We start from the raw sequence: 17,990 nt of genomic DNA, 5'->3' as shown, positions 1-17,990 counted from the left end.
GTGGCGCTGGCGCGCAACTATGGCCGCATGGGCGGCATGGATCGCATCGCAGCGCTGATCGGCGCCGTGCGAGCCGAGCGCGGCCAGGACAAGGTGCTGCTGCTGGATGGCGGCGACACTTGGCAGGGCAGCTGGACTTCGCTGCAAACCAGGGCGCAGGACATGGTCGACGTGATGTCGGCGCTGAAGGTCGATGCCATGGTCGGCCATTGGGAATTCACCTACGGCGCCGACCGGGTCAAGGAGATCGCGGACAAGGCGCCGTTCGCATTTCTGGCTCAGAATATCCGCGACAATGAATGGCAGGAACCGGTCTTCGAGGCGCGCAAGACGTTCGAGCGGGGCGGCGCGAAGATCGCCGTGATCGGCCAGGCATTGCCGCGCACCGCCGTTGCCAATCCGCGCTGGATGTTCCCGAAGTGGGAATTCGGCATTCGCGAGGAGGATATGCAGAAGCAGGTCAACGAGGCGCGCGCCGACGGTGCTTCGATCGTCGTGCTTCTTTCGCACAACGGGTTCGACGTCGATCGCAAGCTTGCCAGCCGCGTGAGCGGGATCGACGTCATCCTGACCGCGCATACCCATGACGCGATGCCGGGCCTCATTCGCGTCGGCGATACCGTTCTGGTCGCCTCCGGTTCGCACGGCAAGTTCGTCTCGCGTCTCGACATCGAGGTGAAGGACAAAAAGGTGGCTGGCATCCGTTTCAAGCTGATGCCGGTTTTCGCGGATGCGATTGCGCCCGACCCCGCCATGACCGCGCTGGTCGAAAAGGTAAGGGCGCCCTTTGCCAAGGACCTTGCGCGCACGATCGGCAAGACCGATTCCCTGCTCTACCGGCGCGGCAATTTCAACGGCACATTCGACGATCTGATCTGCGACGCCATGCTCGCGGAGCGCGACGCCGAAATAGCGCTGTCGCCCGGCTTCCGCTGGGGCGGCAGCCTGCTTCCCGGCGATACGATCACCTGGGAGCATGTCACCAACGCGACGGCGATCACCTATCCGAACTGCTATCGCAACCAGATGACCGGCGGGCAGCTGAAGGAAATTCTGGAAGACATCGCCGACAACATTTTTCACCCCGACCCCTATTTTCAGGGCGGTGGCGACATGGTCCGGATCGGCGGGATGGGCTATGCGATCGATATCGGCCAGCCGGCGGGCTCGCGGATTTCCAAACTCACTCATCTGAAATCGGGCAATCCGATCGAAGCATCGAAGACCTATACGGTCGCGGGCTGGGCCAGCATCAACCAGAACACCCAAGGACCGCCGATCTGGGATGTCGTCGCGGCCCACGTTTCAAAACTCGGCTCGGTGAAAATCGAACCGAACACCGCAGTCAAAGTCACGGGGATCTGAAGCTCGCAATGACCGTGCAGCATTGCCTTCTACATATTCACATATTGGGATAAATAGAGAGAAAGGGTGCCAGCATGAGTGGCAAGCCTGCAACGGATATCCTCAATCGGCGTCGGTTTCTGGGGGCTGCGGGGCTCGCGGGTACGGGCGCGGCTCTTGGCGTGGCATCGGCCTTCGCCGGAGCAGGCGGCAAGCCAGATCCGTTGATAACCGAGGTGCAGGACTGGAATCGATATCTGGGCGACGGGGTTCAATCCCGGCCATACGGCACGCCGTCAAAGTTCGAAAAGGACGTGGTGCGACGCGACGTCCCGTGGCTGACGGCCTCACCTGAGTCTTCGGTCAACTTCACGCCGCTGCACCGGCTGGACGGAATCATCACGCCCTCCGGACTTTGCTTCGAGCGCCATCACGGCGGCATCGCCGAGATCGACCCGGCTGACCACCGGCTGATGATCAATGGGCTCGTCGACAAGCCGCTCGTCTTCACGATGGAAGACATCAGGCGCATGCCGCGGGTGAACAAGGTTTATTTTCTCGAATGCGCGGCGAATTCCGGCATGGAGTGGCGTGGCGCGCAGCTCAACGGCTGTCAGTTCACGCACGGCATGATCCACAACGTCATGTATACCGGCGTGCCGCTCAAGGTCTTGCTGGATGAAGCCGGGCTGAAGCCGAATGCCAAATGGCTCATGCTTGAAGGTGCGGATGCCGCCGGGATGAATCGTTCGCTGCCGATCGAGAAGGCGCTGAACGATGTCCTCATTGCGTTTGCAATGAACGGCGAAGCGCTGCGGCCGGAGCAGGGCTATCCCCTGCGGGCGGTGATCCCGGGCTGGGAAGGAAATCTCTGGGTGAAGTGGCTGCGCCGGATCGAGGCCGGTGACCAGCCGTGGCAGACCCGCGAAGAAACCTCGAAATATACCGATCTGCTGGCCGACGGCCGCTCGCGCAAACACACATTCGTCATGGATGCGAAATCGGTGGTGACGAACCCGTCGCCGCAGGCGCCGCTCAAATACAAGGGGCGCAACGTCCTGACCGGCGTCGCGTGGTCCGGCCGCGGAACGGTCAAGCGGGTCGATGTGACTCTCGACGGCGGCCGCAACTGGCAGTCCGCGCGCATCGACGGCCCGGTGCTCGACAAATCGCTGGTGCGCTTCTATGTCGACCTCGACTGGAATGGGCAGGAGATGATGATCCAGTCGCGCGCCATGGATTCGACCGGCTACGTCCAGCCGACAAAGGAAGAACTGCGCAAGGTCAGGGGCGTCAATTCAATCTACCACAACAATGGCATTCAGACCTGGCTGGTGCGCGCGGACGGGGAGACCGAAAATGTCGAGATTGGCTAAGCTCCTGTTTGCGGTCGTGCTTGGCGGGAGCCTGGCCACGACACTGCTTTTGGAAGCTTCGGCGCAGCAGGTTGCCGCCAGGTCTTCCGGCAAGCTCGGTCTCGGCCGCCCGGCGCTGCCGGAGGAGATCAAGGCCTGGGACACGGACGTTCGGCCGGACGGGAAGGGCCTTCCGGTCGGAAAGGGCACGGCAAAAGAGGGCGACGTCTTGTTTCAGGAGAGATGCGCGTCCTGCCACGGCGAGTTCGGCCAGGGCGTCGGCCGTTACCCCGCGATCGCCGGCGGGATCGGTACGCTGAAGGCGGACCGGCCGGACAAGACCGTCGGCTCGTTCTGGCCGGACGCGTCTACGGTATTCGACTACATCAAGCGCTCGATGCCCTTCGGCAATGCGCAGTCCCTGACGGACGACGAGGCCTACTCGCTGACTGCCTATATTCTCAATATGAACGACGTCATCAAGGACGAGAATTTCGAACTCAACGAGAAGAATTTTGCATCTGTCAAAATGCCGAATGCGGCGGCATTCTATGGGGATGATCGCGAAACCGCTGAAAAGCACTTCTGGAAGAAGGATCCCTGCATGAAGGACTGTCGCACCGCACCGAAAGTGATCGGGCGGGCTGTTTCGGTGGACGTCACGCCTGACAGCAAGGCCGGGCCGAAGGTGGATTGATGACCATGTCACACCTCCCCGCAATGTCGGTCAGTCTGTTGTTGGCAAGCGCATCCACCGGCGCTGTTGCCGGAGATCGTGAACTTGGCGAGTATCTGTCGGCCGAGTGTGTGACCTGTCATCAACTATCGGGCCGTGAGACCGGCGCGGTACCGCGGATCACCGGCTGGCCTGACGAACACTTTGTTGCGGTGATGAACGCGTACAAGGACAAGCACCGGGACAATCTCATCATGCAGACGATTGCTGGTCGGCTTGCGGCAGACGAGATTGAAGCGCTCGCCGCCTATTTTGGTGCCTTGCAGTCGCGTTCTGTCGTAAAGTGATGGGCGTGGGCTACCCCGGCAAAGCCGGGATACAGGGATTTCAAGTGAAGGTAAGGCAGAATTCGCGGGCAACATGACGACTGCACTCGGATCGAAAAGTCGGGAAAGTCAAAACAATCGGGAGGGATCAATGGATTTCAATCGAAGGCAATTGCTGACAGGGGCTGCCGCGGTCGCCGGCGCGACGATGCTCGGATCGCCCTCGGTGCTCGCGCAAGCCAAGCCACGGGTCGTCGTGATCGGCGGCGGCGCGGGCGGCGCGACGGCGGCGAAATACATTGCCAAGGACAGCGCCGGCGCCATTGCGGTGACGCTGGTCGAACCCAATGCCAACTATCAGACCTGCTTTCACAGCAACCTGTATCTTGGCGGTTTCCGGGACTACGCCTCCATCACGCATGAATATACGGCACTGGCCAAGAACAATGGAATCGACCTCGTGCGCGACCGCGCCACGATGATCGACCGCGACAAGAAGGAAGTGGTTCTGGCCGGCGGCCGCCGGCTGCCCTACGACCGCCTCGTGGTGTCTCCGGGCATCGATCTGAAATACGATTCCGTTCCGGGATGGTCGCAGGCAGCAGAGGAAGCGATGCCGCATGCCTGGAAGCCGGGCGCCCAGACGCTGCTGCTGCGCAAGCGGCTCGATGCCGTTCCGAATGGCGGCGTGATCGTGATGATCGCTCCGCCGAATCCCTATCGCTGTCCGCCCGGCCCCTATGAGCGGATTTCGATGATGGCCCATTCGCTGAAGGCTGCCGGCAAGGACCGCTGCAAGATATTCGTGATCGACCCGAAGGAAAGTTTTTCCAAGCAGGGCCTGTTTCAGGAGGGATGGGAAAAATACTACAAGGGCATGGTCGAATGGCTCGGCCCGAAGGTTCATGACGGCCTGAAATCGGTCGATCCGGCGAGCGGTACCGTCGTGACCGGTTTCGAGACCTACAAGAATGCCGCGCTGGTCAATGTCATCCCGGCGCAAATGGCCGGAGCGATCGCACGGGATTCGGGGCTGGCGAATGCGAGCGGGTTCTGCGCGATCGATCCTTCCAGCATGAAGTCGGCGGTCGATGCCAATATCTACGTGCTCGGCGACGCCTGCATCGCGGGCGACATGCCGAAATCGGCGTTCTCGGCCAACAGCCAGGCCAAGGTCGCGGCCATGATGATCCGGGGCGAGCTTGTCGCCGCGCGGACGTTTCCGGCCCGCTACACCAACACCTGCTGGAGCCTGATCGAAACCGACGACTGCGTGAAAGTCGGGGGCGCTTACGAGGCCAAGGACGGCAAGATTGCGGCGTCCTCGACCTTCGTTTCGAAGACCGGCGAAACTGCGGAAATGCGCAAGCAACAGCAGGCCGAAAACATGGGATGGTATGCCGGCATCACGGCCGACATGCTGGGCTGAATCCAACCCCGACGTCATCGCCGGGGCCGAATTCGTTGCGACGAATTCGGCCGGCAATGGCGTGTGCCCGGAGCATTGCGTTTCAAGGAAAGGTCGAACAAGGATGTGGTTTCGTTTGGTTCTGGCAGTTGTATTTTCCGCGGTCACGGTTGGTGCGGCCAACGCGCAGGACGTTGCCGCAGGCGAGAAGTCGTTCAACAAGTGCCGCGCCTGTCATCAGGTCGGCGAGAGCGCCAAGAATGTCATCGGTCCGATGCTGAACGGGTTGTTCGGTCGAAAGACCGGAACGATCGAAGGCTACAATTATTCCGAGGCGAACAGGAATTCCGGCCTTCTCTGGGACGAGGCCGTCTTTGCGGAATACATCAGGGATCCGAAGGCGAAAATTCCGGGAACAAAGATGATGTTCTCCGGCATCAAGGGCGAACAGGAAATCAAGGACCTGACCGCGTTCCTCAAGCAATTCGGCAGGGACGGAAAGAAGGCGAACTGAGTCCGGCGCGAACAGCGCGCCGACGACGCTCGCGAAGCCGGATTTCCTCGCCGCAGCTGACGGCGAGGAACGACGTGAGATTATGGCGCGGATTCATTGACGGGCGGTCGCGGTCAGCGAGAGTCCCGCAGGATTTCCGATACGCGCAAGTCGATTTTGGGACCAGCAGTTGTCAGCGGCCGAGCACCGTTATGCAGGCCACCGCCTCTTCAATGCCGTGAATGCCGCCACCGTTTTCGGCGATCGCAATCCGCGCATCGGCGACTTGCCTCGGGCCCGCTTCGCCCCGCAATTGTGATACGAGTTCGTAGATCTGGCCCAAGCCGGTCGCGCCGATCGGATGTCCTTTCGACTCGAGACCGCCCGATGGATTGACCGGGATACGGCCGCCGATCCGGGTCTCGCCGCGCGCGGAGATCGGGCCGCCGTCGCCGAAGGCGCAGAAGCCGAGATTCTCCACCTGGATGATTTCACCCATGGCTGTAGCATCGTGGACTTCGGCGACTGAAACATCCGCGGGGCCAACTCCAGCAATCTCGTATGCGCGCTTCGCCGCCAGGGCAGAGACGTGCCTATCAACCTCCTCCGGCTCACGGTCACTACCCGACTGTACAACCGAGGCCAGAACCCGAACCGCACGCCGCGCATCCAGTCCCAGACGAGCCAGGGCGCTCCTGTTGCAGATCACCGCCGCCGCCGCGCCATCCGAAATCGGCGCGCACATTGGCAAGGTCAGCGGATAGGCGATCGGAGGCGCCGCCAGCACCTCCTCTACAGTATAGCCGTTCCGGTACTGCGATTGCGGATTGTGGATCGAATGATTGTGGTTCTTGGCCGCGACGGCCGCCAGCTGCGCTCTGGTCGTACCGAACCGTTTCATGTGGAAGCGGCTGAAGGCGGCGTAGACGTCCATGAAAACGCTGTAGGGCTTGTTCGACATCGTGCCGTCGGGCACGTCGACGCCCTCCCCCATTTTCGTCAGCCGGGCAACCGTCTCGTCCCGCGTGCTGACATCCCATCCACTGTCGAAGACCGAGAACATCAGGTCGCGGTCGCGCGAGTACATTTTTTCAGCCCCGATCGCCAGGGCGACGTCGCCTTGACCTGCCTTGACGAAGTTCACCGCCGAATTGAAGGCCGAGCTGCCGCTGGCGCAGGCGTTCTCGACATTGATCACCGGGATGCCGCCTATCCCCATGCTGCGGAGCGCGATTTCGCCCCGGATCATATGCTGGCGCTCCATATGCCCCTGCGAGACGTTGGCGAAATAGGCCGCGTTGAGATCCGACTTCTCGATCCCTGCGTCGCTCAACGCCGCGTCGGTGGCCTGCCGCGTCATGGTCTTGAGATCCACGTCGAGCATCCGCCCGAACGGCGTCATGCCGACGCCGATGATGAAAATGTCTTGCATGTTAATCACTCCCAAGCAGCCAAACCACACGGCTAGCGATCATTATCCATTCGCCAATCGTTTCAAACCGGCGCAAAATGCACAGGCGCCATGCGCCATGCACGGCCGGCAAACCGTACCACATCCGCAACACCCTACGGCGATCAGCCCAAAAGGACCATCGATGCTTGACGCCATTCGCCTTCCAAGTTTCCGTCTCGATGATCGGGTAGCGATGGTCACCGGATCCGGCGCCGGGATAGGTGCCGGGATCGCAACCGGGCTGGCCGAAGCGGGGGCAGATCTGGTACTCGTGGGCCGCACGCCTGGCCCACTCGAAGCCACCGCCCGGCGAGTCGAAAGTCTCGGCCGAAAAGCAACCATCGTAGTTTGCGATTTGACCGATCGAACCGGGCTGCGGCGCCACATTGCGAGCCTGCAGCGCCTTGATATTCTGGTCAACAATGCCGGTACGAGTATTCCGGAACCGATGCTGGACGTCGCCGATGCCAGCCTCGATACGATGGTCGGTCTCAACGTCACGGCGCTGTTCGTCGCCTCGCAGGCTGCTGTCCGGAAAATGCTGGAAACCCCTGATCGCAAGCAGCGGGGCGGCGCGATCGTCAATATTTCATCCCAGATGGGCCATGTCGGAGCCACCGATCGCACCGTCTATTGTATGACCAAACACGCCGTAGAGGGCCTGACCAAGGCCATGGCGATCGAGCTTGCGCCTCATCGGATCCGGGTCAACAGCGTTGGCCCTACGCTTGTTGACACGCCGCTTGCCCGCCGCATCGTGGATACGCCAGAGAAGCGCGCCTATTTCGAATCCCGCATCCCGCTCGGTACATTGGCCAGCATCGAGGATATCATGGCGGCGACGGTCTATCTCGCATCGCCAGCAGCGGCCATGGTGACGGGCGCGCATCTTCTGGTCGACGGCGGCTGGACCGCGCAGTAGTCCGACGGGCGCGCTAGTTCATATAGTGCCGGAACACGTCTGCATCGTTGCGAAGGTCAGCTGCCGGTGCGTGGTGAACGATGGCGCCGTTCTTGAGCACATAGGCACGGTCGGCGATTTGCAGCGCGCTCGTCTTCTGCTCGACCATCAGAACCGCCATACCTGTTCTGGCGAGCTCGCCGAGAGCCGCGAGAATGCGCTGCAAAGCCTGCGGCGCGAGACCCAGCGATGGCTCATCGAGCATCAGCAGCTTGGGTGCCATCATCAATCCGCGCGACACCGCCAGCATCTGCTGCTCACCACCGGAGAGGGACCCGCCGAGAATATGGCGCCTCGTCTTGAGGACGGGAAAACGCTCATACTCCGCTTCCATGCGGCGCGCGATCTCGTCCCGGCCAAGCCCTGATAGATGCTCGGCCCCGATCGCGAGGTTCTCCTCCACTGTCAAAGTCGGAATGATCTGCCGTCCTTGGGGCACATGAACGAGGCCGGAGCGCGCCAGTTCGTGCGCCTTGGCGCCTTCACTTGTCTTGCCATCGAATTTGATGCTGCCGCCGCGCACCTCGACCAGTCCTGAAATGGTGCGCAGCAACGTCGTCTTGCCCGCACCGTTGGCACCGAGCACGACCACCAGCTCGCCCCGCGTGACGGTCAGGTCGATGTCGCGCAGGATATCGATGCTTCCTATGCCGGAAGAGACCTTTTCGAGCCGGATCATTGGGCCGCCTGCGTAGATGAGCTGACCGCATCGGCTGCGGTTCCGAGGTAGGCCGCGATGACGCGCGGATCCCGCTGCACTTCCGCCGGCGTGCCCTCGGCGATCTTCTCGCCATAGTCAAGCACACTGACCCGGTCGGACAGCCGCATGACGAACTCCATGTTGTGCTCCACCAAGAGGATAGTGGTGCCACTATTTCGAATCGTGCCAATTACCTCGGCGATCTCGTGCGCCTCCGCATCGTTGAGACCGGCGATGGGCTCGTCGAGCAGCATCACGAGCGGTTCCTCGGCCATCGCCCGTGCGAGCTCGGCAAGCTTGCGGTGGCCATACGGCAGGTCGGCCGGTCGCGCTTCGGACAGGTGGCCGAGGTTGAAGGCAGCAAGCAGCTCGTAGGCGCGGCGGCGCTCCACGGCGTCGAATTGCGGGGAGACGAGCCAGGCGACAAAATCGCGTGGCCAGGAGCGCTGCGAGCGCACGCCCAGCATGACGTTCTCGATCACTGTCAAACTTGGCACCAGCTGAAGGTTCTGGAAGGTTCTCGCCATCCCGAGCCGGGCGCGGACGTGCGCCGGTTCGACCGTCACGTCGCGACCGCACAGCTTCACGCTGCCACTGTCGGCCGAATAGAGACCCGACACGCAGTTGATTAGCGTCGACTTGCCGGCGCCGTTGGGTCCGATCAATGCATGCACGGTTCCAGGCATGACGCTGACGCTGATATCGCGCAGCGCCTTGACCCCGGAGTAGCTCTTCGACAGGCCCTTGATCTCCAGCACCGGCTCGCCGCCGGTCCGGGTCAGCGGTACTGCGGTCGCCGCCACCGGAGGCATCCCTGAGACCGCGATATCCTGCCGTCTGGCTGGCCGCCGCACGCCGAGGCCGGCCATCGCACCGATCCGCCTCATGATCCCGATCGCCCCTTCCGGCACGAGCAGGAGCACCACCAGCAGGATGGAGCCATAGACCAGCAGCGAGACATCGTAGAGCGAGGCGATGAACTCGGCGATCGCCAGTGTGATGATGGTGCCGATCAGCGGGCCATAGGAGGTGCCGAGTCCGCCTATGACGGTCGCGACCAGCATGCTGAGCGTCAAGTTCAGGGTGAAGGCATCGCTGTTGATGTAGGCGCTCTGATGCGTGAAGAATACGCCGGCGATACCTGCTGCGACGGCACTCAGCGCGAACACCGCCGTCCGCCACACCGGTACGTTGAAGCCAGCGGTTCGCGCCGCGCTCTCGTTTTCCTTGATCGCCAGCAGCACGCGGTAATAGCGCGACGAGAATACGTAGTCGCTGAGGATCTGTACCGTGAGATAGACCGCCCCAGCGACCCACATGAAATAGACACCGCCCATCTTGCGCGAGCCGAAATCCAGGCTCGGAATGCCGAGCACACCCATCGTTCCGCCGGTGAGATCCGTCCAGCGCTGCACCGTGATCTCGGCAATGAAGCCGAACGCCAGAGTCGCCATTGTCAGGTAGATGCCGCGCGTGCGCAGTGCGATGAGCCCCACGGCCATGCCGAGGAGGCCGGCGATGGCAACGCCGGCCAGCATGGAGTAGCCGAGCGGCCAGCCGAGCTTGGCCGACAACAGCGCCGATCCGTAGGCGCCGGCGGCATAGAACCCCGCCTGGCCGAGCGACATCTGTCCGGACAGCCCAAGCAGAATGTTGAGGCCGATGACAGCAACTGCTGTATAGCAGAGCGTCTGTGCCAAATGGATGTAGAATTTGTTGGCGACAACTAGCGGGAAAACAACGATGACGACGGCCGCCAACAGGAACAGCATCAACCTAAGCAACGGGCGGCGATACGGCAGCGGTACCGGTTCAGCGGACATCGGCCTTCGCCTCTCCAAACAATCCACTCGGCTTCACGACCAACAGCGCCAGAACGACCAGCAGCGGATATAGATCGCCAAACGCCGAGTTGAAATAGTTCGAGAAGCTTTCCGCCATCCCGAAAATGATCGCTCCGGCCAGCACGCCGAGCGGATTGGCAAAGCCTCCGAGCGAAGCGACCGCAAGCGCCTTCACCGTGAAAACCAGCCCCATATGAGGCTGCACAGTGACGATCGGCCCGACGAGTATGCCCGAAATCGCGGCCAGCACCGAGGCGATCACGAAGACGAGCACGGTGGTGCGGGTCACGTCGATCCCGAGCAGTGCCGCCGTTTCCCGGTTGAACGCGATGGCGCGGACGGCCCGCCCATGGGTCGTAAGAAACAGGAACACATAGAACAGGCCGACCACGAGAAACGCAGCGGCGATCACCAGCAACTCCTCGACAAAAACGCCGACACCCATGATCTTGACCACATTGTCGCGGGAGGCGGAGAACAGCGGCGGCGAGTATTGCGAGGACTTGCCCCACACCAGCGTCGCCACGTTCTGCATGATCAGCGCGACGCCCATGGTCGTCAGCACCCAGGAATACTGCCCCCCGACCAGCGATTTCAGCCGGTCGAGTGGCCGCAGTGCGATGCGCTCCAGCCCCCAGCCCTTGAGACCCAGCAGGGCGATCACGAGCACGGTAACCAGGATCACCCGCACGCCCACCAGGAGCAAAGTCATACTCAGATAGGCGGCAATCATCAGGAACTCGCCCTGCCCGAAATTCATGCGGGTCGTAGCCAAGTGCGCAATGAACAGACCTTTGGCGGTGAGTGCGTAGAGCGCACCCATCGTCAAGCCGCTCAGGAAGAGCTGAATGAAATTCGCCGTCGACATCGATGCTCCACGCTGCGAAAGGTCCGCGACGCCTCGATCAGTATTTCAGGCGAACAACGGCCCCGTCCTTCCAAACTCCGAGAAAGACGTGCTCCCGGTCGAGGCACTCGTGATCCTTGGGTCCGTAGGGCTTGGCCGGCGTCGCCGAGATCGCTTTGATGCCGTCAACCGCCTCCAACGCATCGCGGATCGCTTCCGGCTCCATGGACTTGGCCGTGTCGAGCGCCTTGAGCGCGACCTGTGCCGCATCGTAGCCCAAGGCTGCCAGGACCGGCCAGCGGAACTCCTTGCCGTACTCCTTCTCCATACGCGCGACGAAAGCCTTCGGGGCATCGAGTGACAGATCGAGGGCCTGGCCCATGACCGTTCCCTCGATCTCCTTCGTGCCGACGATGTCGCGCACTTTCAGCGACGACAATCCCCAGTTGCCGGCAATCGTCGGCTTGTAGTCGATCTTCGACATCGGCCGGAACACCAGTTCGAACGACTCATGGAAGTTGAGTACAAGCTCGGCACCGGATTCCTTCATCTTCAGCATCTGCGGCGTCAGATCCGAGACGTTCGGCGCCACGGCTTCCACTGCAACGAGGCTGGCTCCGCGGGCCTTGACGCCATCCGCGATCTCCTTCGCCGCGAAATTGCCGTAGCCCGTGGTCGAATGGACGAGACCTATCTTCTTGAATGTCTTCACGCCCCAATCGAGCATGCCTTCGATCTGGAACTTCTCGACCATCGAGCAGCGGAAGATGAAGCTCGGCTTTTCCTCGATAAACTGGGATGTGATGTTGGATGCGATCGCAGGGCCCGCAATCAACGGCACGCCGGCCTTCTGGACGATCGGCGCGAACGCAAGGACGTTGCCGCTCGACACGGTACCGATGATGAGCGGAACCTTGTCGCTCTGTAACAGCCGCTGGACCAGCGAAACGGCCTTCTGCGGATTGGCTTCGTCGTCGTAAACGATAAATTCGACTTTGTGCTTGCCGGCAGCAGAATAATCCTTGAGTGCGAGCTTCATGCCCTGCAGATAGCTTTCGCCGAAGTCGACGATGGCCGGCGGTCCACTCAGGCCCATGACTACGCCGACCTTCACCTCGGCGGCGAAGCTCGCACCCCCGAGTGCGGCGGATGAGAGAATTGCACCTAAAGTCACACCAATTTTCTTCATTTGCTTGTTCCTCCCGGGTTGATTTGCTTTTTTTGTGATGTTGTTAAAATTACCTGGCCTTGAAACTTGCGTCGCGCCGCTCGCGAAACGATTGCGTTCCCTCTGCTAGATCCTCCGACTGGCCGAGATCATAAAACGACCGCACCTCCGCCTTCAGCGCGTCGGCCAACGGCATCCCTACCATTCTCCGCATCGTCGCTTTGGCAAAGCGATGCGCCAACGGCGCGCGCCGCGCCAGCATCTGGGCGTAGTCAAGCGCCTTCGCCAGCAGCTCGGCCTGCGGCCAGACGCGGTTGACGAGGCCGATCCGATGCGCGGACGCGGCATCAATCCTTTCACCGGAAAGGATCATCTCCATCGCGTTGCCGAGGCCGACGATCATCGGCAGCCGCACCAGGCCGCCATCGCAGGCGTGAAAGCCCCACTTCGAATCCTGCAACGCGAATTCGGCATTGTCGGAACAAAAGCGGAGATCACAGGCGAGTGCAATCTCCAATCCGCCGGAGATTGCAAAGCCGTTAACGGCAGCGATCAGCGGCTTGTCGATCTCCATGCCACGCGTAATCCCGCCGAGGCCGACGCCGTCGACCCATTTGCGACGGAATTCGTGCGGCGGCAGAGTTGCGAACGACATCGTATACGTCTTGAGGTCGGCGCCGGCACAGAACGCCTTGTCTCCCGCGCCGGTGATAACGCCGACTCGGGCCGAATCGTCCGCATCGAATTCACGCCAGACATCGACCAGCGCCTCGTGCGCGCCAAAATCGAGCGAGTTCATTTTTTGTGCACGATCGATCGTAACCAGCCACACCGCCCCTTGTCTGTCGACACGAATGTCAGCCATCGGACTGCTCCTTGATCTTCGCTGCGACTTTCGCCCGCAGCTCAGTCTTCAAAATCTTGCCATAACTGCTCTTCGGCAAGGCTTCGACGCGATGGTAACTCTTGGGCCGCTTGTATCGCGCGACATTGTCCAGGCAGAGTTGATCGAGCGCCACATCGCTCACCTCGTGTCCAGGTCGCAGGGTTACGAAAGCTGTGACAACCTCGCCCCACTCGGCATCTGGTGCGCCAATCACCGCACATTCGAGGACGCTCGGATGCTTCAGCAGCACTTCCTCCAGCTCGCGAGGATAAATGTTGGAACCACCCGAAATGATCATGTCCTTGGAACGGTCCTTGAGTGTCAAGAAGCCCTCGACGTCCATTGACCCGAGGTCTCCGGTCCAAAGCCAGCCGTCGCGGAGCGACTTGGCATTGGCTTCGGCGTTGTCCCAATAGCCCTGCATCACGCAGTCCGAACGGGTAATCACTTCCCCGATCTCATCGGCGGCCACGGGCTGGCCGTCTCCGTCGACGACTTTGACCTCCACGCCGGTTCGCGCGAACCCGCAACTCGCTAACAGCGCTTCGCGGCGCGGGTGACAGCTCTGTCCAAGCAGATGTTTCGGCGAGCTGGTAATCGTCATGGGGGACTCGCCCTGTCCGTAGATTTGCGTCAGACGTGGACCAAACAATTCCAAAGCCCGCTCAAGGTCCGACACGTACATCGGCGCGCCGCCAAAATAGAGTGTCTTGAGATTTTCGACCGCGGCCGTACCGGCGCGGCCATGATTGACAAGCCGAGTGACCATGGTCGGAGCGCCGAACAGGGTCACATTCTGATGCCGCGCCAGCAGGTCGTAAATCTGGTCCGGGTCGAAGGATCCTGCCAGGATGATCTGATGCGATCCCTTGGCGAGGTGCGGGATGGCATATAGGCCCGAAGCATGTGACAGCGGCGCCGCATGGATCTTGACGTCACGCTCGTCGACATGGTCGATATCGGCGTAGTAACCGTGGCTCATGAACTGCAGGTTGCGGTGCGAGAGGACCGCTCCCTTGGGCCGTCCAGTGGTGCCGCTGGTGTAGAACAGCCAGGCTTCGTCCTCCGGCGCGCTCGACACCGCCGTGGTCGGCTCATTCACAAGAAGCCGCTCCATGTCTGGCGTTCCCGCCACGACGATCCGGGGCAGGTCACCGCGGCTCTCGCTACCCAAGCGCTCGGCGACGTCTGGCGTCGCAAAACAGAGCTTGCAGCCCGAGTTGCAAAGGATGAACGCCATCTCCTTGGCGTGAAGCTTGGCGTTCATCGGCACGGCCACCAGGCCTGCGCGCCAGACACCATAGAGAATCATCAGGTAGTCGACGCTGTTCTCCATGGCGAGGCCGACGCGGCTGCCAGGAGCCAACTTCAGTCGCGACTTCAGACCGGCGGCCAGTTTCCCGACACGGTCCTCAAGAACGCCATAGGATTGCGTCGTCTCACCCGCCGTAATCGCGGGATGGTTGGGAAGCCGTATGGCCGCGGTTCGAAGCGACATGGACAGGTTCATCGACGCGTCCCTCGAAGCGTTACTATGGTTGAGTATGAACATAAATCCAGCACAATCAACGCCGGCGCTTGCTCGTCTGGTCGGACCGGATCCATCCGATCTCACCCCAAAGTCTGCTGCTTGAGGTTGAGCAATCGATCGCCGAACGCAGCAAGGCGCGTACGGGCAACCTCTGGTACCCGTTGGTCGCCTCGGGCGGCCACGGCATGGCCGAGCTTCGCCGACCACGCCCGCGGTAGTGCCGCGACCAATCATCCAGGTACCTGCGCTGCGTTCAGCGCCCGATGGACATGACCTCTGCAGAAGATATTGTTCAAGCGGTTCGGGGAGAGACGGCGATATTCCAGGCTTTGCCCGCGATTCCGGTTTCGAACTCGCCGTCTTTCGTCTCGGCGATTTGGGGAAGGATCAAACAGGACGTATTCGGGCCGCTCTCGCATGCGGCATGAGAAACGCGGCGAGGTCTTCGACGACTTCCGCCAGAAGTACCGGGCTCAAACGCCACATGCTCAGCAAAAACATTCCATTGTTGTACCTTCGTCATTGGCATGGGGCTATTCAGCAGATTGTTAGAAGAAGCGTAAGCGGCAGCGGCGCGGCGTTACCAGGAAGAACGGCCGTGAAGGACCTTTCATTGGGAGGGTCTATCGTCAGCTGTTGCAGTGTACCTGAATGGCTCAACGCCGCTCAGAGGCCGAGCGCACGTCATAGGCTGAGAACGTAACGATTCACTGCAACAGCATGAGGCACAGATGACGAAAATGATTGCTGAACTGATCGAACAGCGGTTCGGTCTTCCAGGCAAGGCGGGGCAGGACACCCCCGCGGAGGGTGAGCTGGCAGCTATCCTCAGCCACCGAACCCACCGGCGCTACACCGACATGCCAATCTCCGAAGACTTGATGCAGCAAGTGCTCGCTGCCGGCTTGTCGGCGCCGGCCAAATCGGATCTGCAGCAAGTGGCGATCCTTCGCGTAGAGAACGCCGGTATCCGCCGGGCGATCGCCGAGTTACTACCGTCTATGCCGTGGGTCGCCCAAGCGGCGCGGTTTTTGGTGGTGTGTGGCGATTCGCGCCGCATCCGTCGAATCTGCGAACTGCGCGACATCCCGTTCGAGAACGACCACCTTGATGCATTCTTGAATGCAACGACCGATGCCGCCATGGTACTGCAAAATCTGATCCGTGCGGCAGACGCGGCAGGGCTTGGCGCATGCCCCATCAGTGTTATCCGCAATCATGCAACACGTATTGCTGAACTGCTGGCGCTCCCCGATTATGTATTTCCGTTGGCGGGACTTTGCCTCGGCTGGCCGTCACGCGAGGGATTTGTTAGCCTGCGTTTGCCCATGACGCTCACGGTGCATGTCGACCGCTACAACGATACGAACCTCGATGCCGAGATCGACGGCTACGACCGTCGCCGTGATGCGCGTCACAGTATCCCTGAGAACGACTGGCGCCAGGTCGAGCGTTTCGGCAAGCCGTCTCTTTATGGTTGGTCGGAGGACAAGGCCCGCCAGGTCTCCGTACCCGAACGGCAGGATTTTGGAGCTTTCGTTCGCCGCCAGCGTTTCAAGCTGGACTAGGGAATGGGGGGTAACCAATGATCGGATATCTTGATCCGGATGAAAGGATTGCTCCCCCTCTGCTGTTCATTTCAAAATGCCGGCTAGCCGGAAGCGAACTGGCGTTGCTGCTGCATGATGTAGTCGATGACCACGCGATTGAACTCCTCGGTCATGGTCTGGGAATGGGCGTGGCCTCCTTTGTCGGCAACCAGCAGCTTGGCGGCCGGGATCTTGACCGCTAGCTCTTGCGAAAAATACAAAGGGGTCAGGCGATCGTCGAAGGGCAAGTAATCCATTGAGCGCGACCGATGGCAGCCTCTCATCCCGCGTGACACCTCCTGTGCAAGCGGAAAAGCCGTCGATGCGGGGATTTGGAGTTCGCCTTGGTTTCTCGTGCTCGCCGGACGGGTGGGGCTGACCATTGCCTTCTTCGGCCTGTGGGAGATCCTGGTCCGCGCCGGCTGGCTGAAGATCTATCTCTACGGTCTCCCCAGTGGCATTCTGCAACGCCGAGCTTGCGCAATCGGTTGTCGCCACAGCATGGGCAGCTCGCCGGCACCGGATAGACAATGCGCTCCCGCGGCAATTGCTCCGGCAGCGGCCGGCGGGCTGGCTTGCGGCGCTCGAACGATGGCACCGTAATCTTGCCGCCTGTCGCCATCTGCGCCGCGGTCTCGGCTTGCGAGGCGTTCGCCTCGAGATCGGCGAGCTGCAGCACGAGTTGGTCCAGCAATGCGCCGCGCTCCGAGGATTGTCCGAACTGCTCGTGCCGCAGCTTCCTGATCGTGAGTCTGAGCTTCTCGATCAGCAATGTCTGCGCCTGGGCATCCGCCTCCGCGGCCAGGCGGGCCGTTCGCTCGGCGCGCAGCATCGCCTTCGACGACGGGAGCATCCGTCCTGGTCTTCTTGCTCTCGTAGTTCAGAGCACTCCTTCGGCAAAGCACTGGGCGCGAAGCTTAGATCGTTCTTTGACGAAGAGAAGCCGCGCCGTTGTAATCCGGCCAGCGCCCGCGCCCGTACAGAATGACTTGTTAGGGCAGTCACCAGGGCACCAACGCCAATAAGTCAGAAGGACCAATAAATTCAATCAATTAATTGGCTGCTGTGGCGGAGAGGGAGGGATTGCCACGCGGTTCACAGAAACCCAATAAAATCGGGCATTTCTTGCAAGCCCGATGACGCTGTGTGTACCAGTCTTGTGTCCCGAAGTCGACGGATTCCGCTCCACCGACCGCAACAAAATGCCAGCGGTTTCGGTCGATGATCTAATACCTCCGCGCTATATCAGTTAAGGGCAGCTTTCCCTCCGTCCGACCATCAGTCAATCGCTCTACCTACCCACCGACCCCCTCCCGTCCGCCCCTTAGAATTCACTTCCCCTACGGATGCGCTAGACCGCACCCTCCATGATCGCGTCGTAGAGGTCGGCCCGCCGGCGTGGGCCCCCT

At 61.3% G+C, this 17,990-nt stretch carries 17 protein-coding genes; 8 read left to right on the top strand and 9 right to left on the bottom strand.

Going from position 1 to position 17,990, the window contains the following annotated elements:
• The 6 genes from soxB to Q8N40_RS08140 all read left to right on the top strand — a co-directional run.
• On the top strand, positions 1-1,365 hold a 1,365-nt coding region (soxB, locus tag Q8N40_RS08165), incomplete at its 5' end, for a thiosulfohydrolase SoxB (RefSeq protein WP_305711463.1).
• Positions 1,366-1,439: 74 nt separating this feature from the next.
• On the top strand, positions 1,440-2,720 hold the full coding sequence (gene soxC, locus Q8N40_RS08160) for a sulfite dehydrogenase (RefSeq protein ID WP_305711462.1): 1,281 nt from the start codon (positions 1,440-1,442) through the stop codon (positions 2,718-2,720).
• The gene (locus Q8N40_RS08155) at positions 2,704-3,396 is read left to right on the top strand and encodes a c-type cytochrome (RefSeq protein WP_305711461.1); all 693 of its coding nucleotides are present in this window, start codon (positions 2,704-2,706) and stop codon (positions 3,394-3,396) included. Before soxC ends, Q8N40_RS08155 begins: the two co-directional genes overlap by 17 nt.
• Complete coding sequence (locus Q8N40_RS08150) at positions 3,396-3,722, top strand: c-type cytochrome (RefSeq protein ID WP_305711460.1); 327 nt, start codon at positions 3,396-3,398, stop codon at positions 3,720-3,722. Before Q8N40_RS08155 ends, Q8N40_RS08150 begins: the two co-directional genes overlap by 1 nt.
• 130 nt (positions 3,723-3,852) lie before the next feature.
• Positions 3,853-5,130: an NAD(P)/FAD-dependent oxidoreductase gene (locus Q8N40_RS08145; protein WP_305711459.1), complete on the top strand. Its 1,278-nt coding sequence runs from the start codon at positions 3,853-3,855 to the stop codon at positions 5,128-5,130.
• A gap of 103 nt (positions 5,131-5,233) precedes the next feature.
• Positions 5,234-5,623 carry a cytochrome c family protein gene (locus tag Q8N40_RS08140; RefSeq protein WP_305322508.1) on the top strand — a complete coding sequence of 130 codons (390 nt, stop codon included), beginning with the start codon at positions 5,234-5,236 and terminating at the stop codon, positions 5,621-5,623.
• A 172-nt stretch (positions 5,624-5,795) separates the two neighbouring features.
• Here the strand turns inward: Q8N40_RS08140 and Q8N40_RS08135 are convergent, their stop codons facing one another.
• The gene (locus tag Q8N40_RS08135; protein WP_305711458.1) at positions 5,796-7,064 is read right to left on the bottom strand and encodes a thiolase family protein; all 1,269 of its coding nucleotides are present in this window, start codon (positions 7,062-7,064) and stop codon (positions 5,796-5,798) included.
• Positions 7,065-7,197: 133 nt separating this feature from the next.
• On the opposite strand from Q8N40_RS08135, the gene Q8N40_RS08130 reads away from it, so the two are divergent.
• A complete protein-coding gene (locus Q8N40_RS08130) occupies positions 7,198-7,977 on the top strand; it encodes an SDR family NAD(P)-dependent oxidoreductase (RefSeq protein WP_305711457.1) in 780 nt (259 codons plus the stop codon).
• 13 nt (positions 7,978-7,990) lie between these two features.
• Here the strand turns inward: Q8N40_RS08130 and Q8N40_RS08125 are convergent, their stop codons facing one another.
• Genes Q8N40_RS08125 through Q8N40_RS08100 form a run of 6 tightly spaced genes read right to left on the bottom strand, consistent with a single transcriptional unit; the run spans position 7,991 to position 14,971 of the window.
• Positions 7,991-8,695: an ABC transporter ATP-binding protein gene (locus Q8N40_RS08125; protein WP_305711456.1), complete on the bottom strand. Its 705-nt coding sequence runs from the start codon at positions 8,693-8,695 to the stop codon at positions 7,991-7,993.
• On the bottom strand, positions 8,692-10,539 hold the full coding sequence (locus tag Q8N40_RS08120; RefSeq protein WP_305711455.1) for a branched-chain amino acid ABC transporter ATP-binding protein/permease: 1,848 nt from the start codon (positions 10,537-10,539) through the stop codon (positions 8,692-8,694). The genes Q8N40_RS08125 and Q8N40_RS08120 overlap by 4 nt, the downstream gene beginning before the upstream one ends.
• Entirely contained in the window at positions 10,529-11,428 is a 900-nt protein-coding gene (locus tag Q8N40_RS08115) for a branched-chain amino acid ABC transporter permease (RefSeq protein ID WP_305711454.1), read from the bottom strand. Before Q8N40_RS08115 ends, Q8N40_RS08120 begins: the two co-directional genes overlap by 11 nt.
• Positions 11,429-11,465: 37 nt before the next feature.
• Positions 11,466-12,596: an ABC transporter substrate-binding protein gene (locus Q8N40_RS08110; RefSeq protein ID WP_305711453.1), complete on the bottom strand. Its 1,131-nt coding sequence runs from the start codon at positions 12,594-12,596 to the stop codon at positions 11,466-11,468.
• Between the two features lie 49 nt (positions 12,597-12,645).
• Positions 12,646-13,440 carry an enoyl-CoA hydratase/isomerase family protein gene (locus Q8N40_RS08105; protein ID WP_305322515.1) on the bottom strand — a complete coding sequence of 265 codons (795 nt, stop codon included), beginning with the start codon at positions 13,438-13,440 and terminating at the stop codon, positions 12,646-12,648.
• Positions 13,433-14,971, bottom strand: a complete 1,539-nt coding sequence (locus Q8N40_RS08100; RefSeq protein WP_305711452.1) for an AMP-binding protein — start codon at positions 14,969-14,971, stop codon at positions 13,433-13,435. The genes Q8N40_RS08105 and Q8N40_RS08100 overlap by 8 nt, the downstream gene beginning before the upstream one ends.
• Positions 14,972-15,723: 752 nt before the next feature.
• Between Q8N40_RS08100 and Q8N40_RS08095 the strand changes: the two genes are divergently transcribed.
• The gene (locus Q8N40_RS08095) at positions 15,724-16,560 is read left to right on the top strand and encodes a nitroreductase family protein (RefSeq protein ID WP_305711451.1); all 837 of its coding nucleotides are present in this window, start codon (positions 15,724-15,726) and stop codon (positions 16,558-16,560) included.
• 83 nt (positions 16,561-16,643) lie between these two features.
• Here Q8N40_RS08095 and Q8N40_RS08090 read toward each other — a convergent pair whose 3' ends face one another.
• Positions 16,644-16,838, bottom strand: coding sequence for an alpha/beta fold hydrolase (locus Q8N40_RS08090; protein WP_305711450.1), 195 nt, complete (start codon positions 16,836-16,838; stop codon positions 16,644-16,646).
• Between the two features lie 23 nt (positions 16,839-16,861).
• Positions 16,862-17,413, bottom strand: coding sequence for a hypothetical protein (locus Q8N40_RS08085; protein WP_305711449.1), 552 nt, complete (start codon positions 17,411-17,413; stop codon positions 16,862-16,864).
• Positions 17,414-17,990 lie beyond the last annotated feature (577 nt).

It is taken from the genome of Bradyrhizobium sp., assembly GCF_030693485.1.
GTDB lineage: Bacteria > Pseudomonadota > Alphaproteobacteria > Rhizobiales > Xanthobacteraceae > Bradyrhizobium.
This window is presented reverse-complemented; position numbering and strand designations above follow the sequence as displayed.